The organism is Gallicola sp. Sow4_E12 (assembly GCF_052116305.1).
Classification (GTDB): Bacteria; Bacillota; Clostridia; order Tissierellales; family Peptoniphilaceae; genus JBQKLI01.
On the sequence record NZ_JBQKLI010000001.1, the window covers coordinates 212,507 to 220,452 of the forward strand.

Annotated in this window: 9 protein-coding genes; 3 read left to right on the forward strand and 6 right to left on the reverse strand. The window is 33.7% G+C overall.

What is annotated here, in order from left to right:
• A complete protein-coding gene (locus tag ACTQ46_RS00995) occupies window positions 1–465 on the reverse strand; it encodes a tRNA (cytidine(34)-2'-O)-methyltransferase (RefSeq protein WP_441746756.1) in 465 nt (154 codons plus the stop codon).
• Window positions 465–1,133, reverse strand: a complete 669-nt coding sequence (gene nth / locus ACTQ46_RS01000) for an endonuclease III (RefSeq protein ID WP_441746758.1) — start codon at window positions 1,131–1,133, stop codon at window positions 465–467. The genes ACTQ46_RS00995 and nth overlap by 1 nt, the downstream gene beginning before the upstream one ends.
• A gap of 121 nt (window positions 1,134–1,254) precedes the next feature.
• Between nth and rodA the strand changes: the two genes are divergently transcribed.
• Window positions 1,255–2,361, forward strand: a complete 1,107-nt coding sequence (gene rodA, locus ACTQ46_RS01005; RefSeq protein WP_441746760.1) for a rod shape-determining protein RodA — start codon at window positions 1,255–1,257, stop codon at window positions 2,359–2,361.
• 13 nt (window positions 2,362–2,374) lie between these two features.
• The gene (locus tag ACTQ46_RS01010) at window positions 2,375–2,851 is read left to right on the forward strand and encodes an S-ribosylhomocysteine lyase (RefSeq protein WP_441746762.1); all 477 of its coding nucleotides are present in this window, start codon (window positions 2,375–2,377) and stop codon (window positions 2,849–2,851) included.
• A gap of 34 nt (window positions 2,852–2,885) precedes the next feature.
• Here the strand turns inward: ACTQ46_RS01010 and ACTQ46_RS01015 are convergent, their stop codons facing one another.
• The 4 genes from ACTQ46_RS01015 to ACTQ46_RS01030 all read right to left on the reverse strand — a co-directional run bounded on the left by ACTQ46_RS01015 (window position 2,886) and on the right by ACTQ46_RS01030 (window position 7,140).
• Window positions 2,886–3,584, reverse strand: a complete 699-nt coding sequence (locus ACTQ46_RS01015) for a response regulator transcription factor (protein ID WP_441746764.1) — start codon at window positions 3,582–3,584, stop codon at window positions 2,886–2,888.
• A gap of 30 nt (window positions 3,585–3,614) precedes the next feature.
• Window positions 3,615–4,649 (reverse strand): selenide, water dikinase SelD, encoded by a 1,035-nt coding sequence (gene selD, locus ACTQ46_RS01020; RefSeq protein ID WP_441746783.1) that lies wholly within the window; start codon window positions 4,647–4,649, stop codon window positions 3,615–3,617.
• Window positions 4,650–4,673: 24 nt separating this feature from the next.
• Window positions 4,674–5,258, reverse strand: a complete 585-nt coding sequence (locus ACTQ46_RS01025) for a helix-hairpin-helix domain-containing protein (protein WP_441746766.1) — start codon at window positions 5,256–5,258, stop codon at window positions 4,674–4,676.
• Between the two features lie 79 nt (window positions 5,259–5,337).
• Complete coding sequence (locus ACTQ46_RS01030) at window positions 5,338–7,140, reverse strand: NlpC/P60 family protein (protein ID WP_441746768.1); 1,803 nt, start codon at window positions 7,138–7,140, stop codon at window positions 5,338–5,340.
• 217 nt (window positions 7,141–7,357) lie between these two features.
• Between ACTQ46_RS01030 and ACTQ46_RS01035 the strand changes: the two genes are divergently transcribed.
• On the forward strand, window positions 7,358–7,946 hold a 589-nt coding region (locus tag ACTQ46_RS01035; protein WP_441746770.1), incomplete at its 3' end, for an IS30 family transposase.

Here is a 7,946-nt window from a genome sequence, read left to right on the forward strand (position 1 = left end):
TTAACCTAAGTCCTTAAATCCATTTTGTCTCAATGCTTCAAATAGGACTATATTTACACTGTTCGCCAAATTCAACGATCTTTTTAAATCCAATATCATAGGAATTTTTATGCATGTTTCTTGATTAGCCTTTAGAATATCTTCAGGTATTCCTTTAGATTCTTTGCCAAATAGTATATAGTCGCCGTCCTGATATTCTTTTTCATGATAATAATTCTCTGTTTTTGTAGTTGCATAATATATTTTCTCAGGTTGTTCTTCTAACAAAAAATCTTTATAGGAATCGTGAATTTTCAAATCAATATCTTTCCAATAATCAAGCCCTGCTCTTTTCAGCGTTTTATCATTTAACTGAAATTTAAATGGTCGAATTAGATGCAGTCTTGTATTGGTTAAAAGGCAGGTTCTTCCAATATTTCCTGTATTAGAGGGCATTTCAGGTTCTAGTAAAACAATATGCATCATTATAAATCACCGCCTTTGTTTTCTAAAGAACTATAGTAGCAGCAGTAGTTTTTGATATCGCACTCTTCGCACAGAGGCTTCCTTGCTTTGCACACCCGGCGCCCATGATAGATAAACCAATGATGAGCATCGGACCATATCTTTTCAGGCAGCCGTTCCATAAGCTGTTTTTCAGTTTTTGATACATCGTCCGCATTAACAATCCCAATCCGATTTGTAACTCTAAACACATGAGTATCTACTGCAATAGCAGGAATTCCAAAGGCATTGGAAAGTACTACATTTGCTGTTTTTCTGCCAACTCCTGGTAAACTCATTAATTCTTCATGTGTCTGGGGCACTTCTCCATTAAAATCTTCTAATAATAATTTACATGCATTTACAATATTTTTGCTCTTCGTTTTATATAAGCCGCATGTTTTAATATAAGGGCTTAATTCCTCTGGTGTCAACACTGCAAAATCCTCTGGAGTTTTGAGTTTTTTAAAAAGTTCTTCCGTAACGATATTCACTCTTACATCGGTACACTGCGCAGAGAGCATCGTTGCGATCAGCAGTTCAAATGGATTAGAATGATTTAATTCTGTGATGGTTTCAGGATATTTTCCCGCGAAAATATCAATTACAGTATTCAGTTCAGTATCCTTTATTAAACATTTTTTTGCCAAAATTGCACAACCTTTCTTTAAATCTTTCATTCCTTAGTATATCATAATTAAATATCGAAATTCTTCTGCATCAAAGTCAATGATCCTATCATTTTCTGTTATAATGAAAATGGGTGATTTTATGTTTGGAGCACGAAAAAAAAATTTACAAAAAATCGATCGGATCTTGCTAATAACTTTTGGTATACTGCTGATATATGGTTTATTAATTCTAAACAGTGCAACCTTAAGTATAGAAGGTAATTTACTTCGAAGCCAATTGATTTCTACAGGCATCGGTTTGTTTTTACTGATGATAATTCTTTTAATCGATATTGATTTGATTAAAAAACTTTATATTCCGATTTATATATTCAGTCTGGCGCTTCTCCTGCTGGTGTTCTTTTTTGGAGTAGGCCAAGAAGAATGGGGTGCCAATTCATGGCTTGTTATAGGCCCCGTTAGTTTTCAAGCTTCTGAAATCGCAAAAATAGGAATTATCCTATCTTTAGGTCGTATCCTTGAAGACAATCATGAAAAACTAAATAAACCAAAAATACTTTTAAAAGTGTTAATCTTGGCGGCTCTCCCTATTTTATTAGTTATGAGCCAGCCTGATATGGGCACAGCCTTTGTAATGATATTTATTGTTCTGGTAATGTTATTTACAGCCGGTTTGCATCTAAATTATTTTCTTGGTGCAATTGTTGCAGGAATAGCTAGTCTGCCTTTTATATACTTAAGATTGGATGAATTTCAGAAAAATAGAATACTCAATTTTCTGCATCCAGAAAGAGATGTATCCGATACAGGCTATCAAGCTATGCAAAGCAAAATTGCCATTGGATCCGGAAAACTATCCGGAAAAGGTCTAAATAAAGGAATCCAGAATCAGTATAATTTTATTCCAGAAAAACAGACAGATTTTATTTTTGCAGTCGTTTCAGAAGAACTTGGATTTTTAGGCGGTGTATTTCTTATCCTTTTATACGGGATTCTTCTATATCGATTTTTGCACGTTGCAAATAAAACTGCGAGTCTTTATCAAAAGCTGATTATCATGGGGATATTTGCGATGTTTTTATTTCATATTTTTGAAAATATTGGAATGTCTATAGGTCTTGTGCCTATTACCGGAATCCCCCTTCCCTTTTTTAGTTACGGAGGAACCTTTCAGATAACAAATATAATTTGTCTAGGAATCGTGCTATCGGCTTCTATACAAAGAGAACCTCTATCATTTGAATAAAAGGAGATTATTCATGGAAAAAATCACAAGTTTCACAATTGATCATAATGCACTGCAGCCGGGTGTCTATGTATCGCGTAAAGATGATTATAATGGAAATATTATTACTACTTTCGATCTTCGTTTTACAAGCCCTAACGAAGAACCCGTATTAAATACTGCCGAATCCCATGCGATAGAACATTTAGCAGCAACATATTTGCGAAACGACGAAGAATTCAAAGACAAAACACTCTATTTTGGTCCGATGGGCTGCAGGACAGGCTTTTACCTCTTATTAATGGGTGATTATGAGTCGAAAGATATTATTGAGCTATTAAAAAGAATGATTTCCTTTATCATAGATTTTAAAGGAGAAATACCTGGAGCAAGCGCTAAAGATTGCGGAAATTATCAAGATATGAACTTGCAGATGGCGAAATACGAATGTAAAAAATATATACATGTATTGAATAATATCACCGAGGACCGTCTCGTTTATCCAGAATAAAAAAACTTTCGTATAAATTTATACGAAAGTTTTTTTATTCTTCATTTCCAAAATAATACCCTTCCCCCCATTTGGTTCGGATTAAAGTGGATTCTTTGTCATCGATTTTTTCACGTAGTCTTTTAATATGCACATCTACAGTTCTTAAATGGCCTTCATAATTTTCTCCCCAGATTTCTTTTGCGATATCTTCTCTTGAAGTTACCTTTCCAGGATTAGATACCAGTATATACAAGATGTCAAATTCCTTTCCAGTAAGATCAATTTCTTCATCATCTAAAGTAACCATTCTGCCCACGATACTAAACTTAAAATTATTAATAACAATCTCGTTATCTTTATCGACTGAATTCTTATCTTCATTTTTAGCAACTCTTCTAAGAACGGCTCGGATTCTAGCTTTCAATTCTAAAATATTGAAAGGATATACAATATAATCATCAGCACCATACTCCAAAGCCAAAACTTTTTGAATATCATCATTAATTTCTGTTACAAAGATAGTAGGAATATCAATAATATCATTCATTTTTTTCTTAAGATCAAGACCTGTTCCATCTTTAAAAATCATATCCATTAATACAATGTCATATTCTTCTTTCTGAATAAACTTTAGTGCATCTTCTATCGTTGAACAATTATTGATTTCATAATTAACATCACTGGAAAAATTGTAGACAATTTCTTCTCGATAACTGGATTCGGGAAATGCCAATAATATTTTTAAACTCATGTTACACCTCAATTTCCATTCACCTTAGTCTTAAAAAACTTTAAGCGAATTATCTTCTCTTTCTATTACTTTTCCGATGATCGATGCATTGATTGATTTATCCCCTAATCGTTTGATTAAAATATCGGCATCTTCTGGTGATAAACTAAACAGCAGCCCGCCAGAGGTCTGAGGATCAAACAATATAGACTTGATAGTGTCTGATATCCTATCAATGTAGACTACTTCGTTTCCAACAAATTTTTCATTATCATATGCTCCTTTTGGAACAAGTCCCATAGAAGAATATTCTAACGTTCCTTCTATAAAAGGTATATTTTTATGAAAGACTTCGAAAGTTTTCCCGCTTCCTTGAGCCATCTCATATAAATGCCCTAATAATCCGAATCCCGTTATATCGGTACAGCTGTGTATTCCTAGATCGTCTGCCGCTTCTTTCGCATCTTTATTGAGCATCTCCATGGCTTTTATGGCCTGTTCATAATGAGAGGATTCGCATATCCCTCCTTTTATAGCTGTGTTAATGATTCCCATCCCTATAGGCTTTGTTAAGACTAAGACATCCCCTGTTTTTGCATTTGCATTGGACCAAATATGGTCTGGATGTGTAAATCCTGTAACACTTAGACCGTATTTAGGTTCATCATCTTGTACGGTATGACCACCTACAAGAAGACAGTTTGCCTCTCTTACCTTATCGCTGCCACCTCTTATTATCTCTCCCATTATATAAGGATCGATACAATTTGGAAAACAGAGGATATTCATAGCAATTTTAGGATCAGCTCCCATAGCATAGATATCCGAAAGGGAGTTTGCTGCAGCTATTTTTCCGAATGTATAAGCATCGTCGACGATTGGAGTAAAAAAATCTAAAGTCTGTACGATAGCTGTATTTTCATTCAATTTATAAACGGCTGCATCATCGGATGTCTCCACACCGATTAATAAATTGTCATCTTGAATCTTCGGAACTTCACGCAGAACCTGCGATAAAATATCCGGACCGTATTTAGCTGCTCAGCCTGAAGTTTTTGCATACTCTGTAAGTTTTATATTTTCAATATTTTTCAAATTTACCGCTCCTTATTATATCGTAATAAGTTCTTCTAACTCCTCATAAGTTTTATCGCCAATACCGGATACATTTTTTAGATCTTCTTTTTTCTCAAATTTCTGTTTTTCTCTAAAATCAATAATTTTTTGAGCTTTTATTTCCCCTATACTAGGTAATGTCATCAGCTCTTCTTTTGTTGCGTTGTTTATATTTACTAAATTCTCCTTAGTGCCGCCCTCCATAACCCCTTGAATTTCGTAATCTGCCTTCATTTCTCCGATTTTTGGAATATGAATTTTCATTTCATCTTCCATTTTCAAAGCGAGATTAATATTATCCATATCAGCATTCGAAGTATGACCGCCAGCGATCTGAATGGCATCGACCAAGCGGTCTCCTTGTTTGAGTGAAATAACCCCGGGATCCTTTATCTCTCCTGTTAAATGAACAAATATTTCTTCTGGTTCTTCTTTGCTTCTTGGTTCTTCTCCTGCCGCTTCAATATGTTGAGGTTTAATCTGATCTTCACCTGCCTGCTTTTGATTTAGAAAGCCCATAAAAGCAAGTATTAATATCGCTGCTGCAAGAACAATTTTTTCAAAATGCTTTTTCAGCATAAGCACTCCTCTTTTAATTATAAACAAAATTCCGTAAACAAACAAAGAGTTTGAACATTCGTCCAAACTCTCTCTATAACTAATTCATAATTCTTCGCGCTGTGACAAATGTTTTATTATAATCATCTGATTTTATATCGGAGTTTATAAATTCTACACCCGACTCAGATGGATAAACAAATCTATTTCCCCCAATATAGAGACCTGCTTTATCAATATTCTTTTCCTTATCAAAGCTAAATACGAGATCACCAGCTTTGAGATTATCAATATTTACTTCATAGCCATTTTTCGATAGAGCTGTCTTATCAGAACTCAGCTCTATATTTAGATGGGTTTTGTATAAATATTGGATGAAATTAGAATTCTTTATTTTCTCTTTTGAAAAATGTTTATCTCCAGCTGCTAAATCTTTTGCTTCTTCGATAAGATTCTGCATCTTTGAGTTCTTATTTTTCGAATCGCTCGTTTCTTTTATAGAACTGTCCGCTGATTCTTTTTCATTGATGCTGGTTTCCTCTGCTTTAAGCTGAGAAATATCTTCCGATACCTTTGTTTGAGATCCATCGGCTTTCTTTAAAAACTTGGCACTGACAAAAGCTTTTTGATTCCCTTGTGTAATCTCGATCCAGTAAGGATCTGATTTTCCCTCAACGATAAAATCTTTTTTTAATGTTCCTAAAATCTTACTATCGTTGGACTTATCTTCTCGAAAATAGACATCGCGTACAACAACGTATTTTTCGGTTTTTTTATCTTCTATAGTATTTGTACTTTCTGCCATCTCTTTAGAATTTTGAGACTCTGATGTATCCAAGACTGTTTTATCATTATGAGAGTGATCTTCTTTTGCTGCAAGTTTTGTACTGCTGTTTTCATCAGTTTTTTCAACATCGGCAGAATCTTCTTTTAAAGCTTGTGCAGTGGAATAAGCCGCTTCTTTTTCTAAAGTTTCATCTGTTTTCTCTAAATATTTAGCGCTTACATATCCTTTTTGATCCCCTTGTTTCATCTCGATCCAATAGGAGTCGGATTTACCTTCAACAATTAAATTTTTCTCTAATGTTCCTAAAATCTTACTTTCATTGGATTTATCTTCTCGAAAATAAACGTCATGAACAACTACATACTGTTCAGATTTTTGCTCTTCTCGATCCTCAAATGTATCTGTTTTTTTAGCAGAATTTTCATTAAGCTTTAGAGATTCATTTTCTTTTTTTGGTATAATTGTTTTGCTGTCGGATTTCTCGGTATTTATAGAATCTTTTTTTGGTTTCGCTGAAACTTCATGTTCACTGCCGCTTATTGAAGAAGATGCAGGAGTACTTGTTTCCTTCTCATCCGAAGTATTAGAAGCCGTAATGTTCACAACTTCTACAGGAGTTTCTTTTTCAGCTGGTGTGGATGGGATTTCTCCAACAGTCTCTGGCAGGCTGATATGTGAAGAAGTGGGAATTTCAGAAGTATTTTGAGAAATCAGAGTTTCCTCTTTCTCATCATTTCTTGGTCCCGGAATTTCTCCAATAGTATGAACAGAAGTAGACTCTGAAGAAGATGCTTCCTCTTCTTGTTTTTCTTTTTCCATATCTTTTTCTATTCTTTCGACAACAGCCTTGTCTATTTTTAAATCAGCTATATATAAAGCATCGTCTTTATAATCTTTGTAATCTTCTTTGCTTGATGCTTCTTTTTCTTTTTTATAATTGGAATAATCTGTGATAATATTACCTACGAATTGATTAGATTTTATATTTCCTAAACTTTCTATAACTTTAGTGGCCGATTGTTCTGATAGTTGAGCGAAATCTACATTTGACTGCGCGATTACACTAACACCTATAGCTGCTGCCAGGCTTAATGTAATACCTATATTCTTTTTCAAATAGATCGAACCTCCCTGCTCATTGATTGTATAACTGTAATCAGTTTAATTTATTTTTAAACTATTGTCAAGACAACCACAGAATTCCAATTCTTCTAAACCTTTTTATACAGATGAATTATCATACTAAGTGCAACACTGAAAATAAAAACTCATAGAAAATACTCTATGATAAAATGAGAGTGATCAAACAAACATTTTAAAGGAGTAAAATACTATGAGTTATTCACATCTTACCATAGAAGAAAGATCTTGTATCTATCAATTTAAAAACTTAGGGATGAGTATAAGAAAAATTGCAAAAGCATTGAAGAGATCCCCTAGTACTATTTCTAGAGAACTAAATCGGAATACAACCATAACGAACAACAAGTTTTCATCTTTTACTAGGTACTTTCCAGTAATTGCAAATAATAAATATAAACACAGAAGACTAAGATGTAGAAGAAATAGTGTAGTTGATGAAAAGACATTAAGATATTTAGAAGAAAAACTTTTAGAAAACTGGTCACCAGAGCAAATAGCAAATAGGAAAACATCTGAAATAGTGAATGTGCCGTCAACTTCGACAATCTACCGATTAATCCATAAAAAGATTCTTCTCATAGTTACAATGAAAAAATTAAGAAGAAAAGGAAAATTTAAGAGACCCACAGAAAAACGCGGGAAATTCAATGACGGTGGTAGAACGATTAAAAAAAGACCTACGGAGATCTATAAAAGAGAAATCTTAGGACATTGGGAATGCGATACCGTTGAATCTGGAAGAATAGACCATAAACGAAAAAGTAAATATTGTTTTGTAA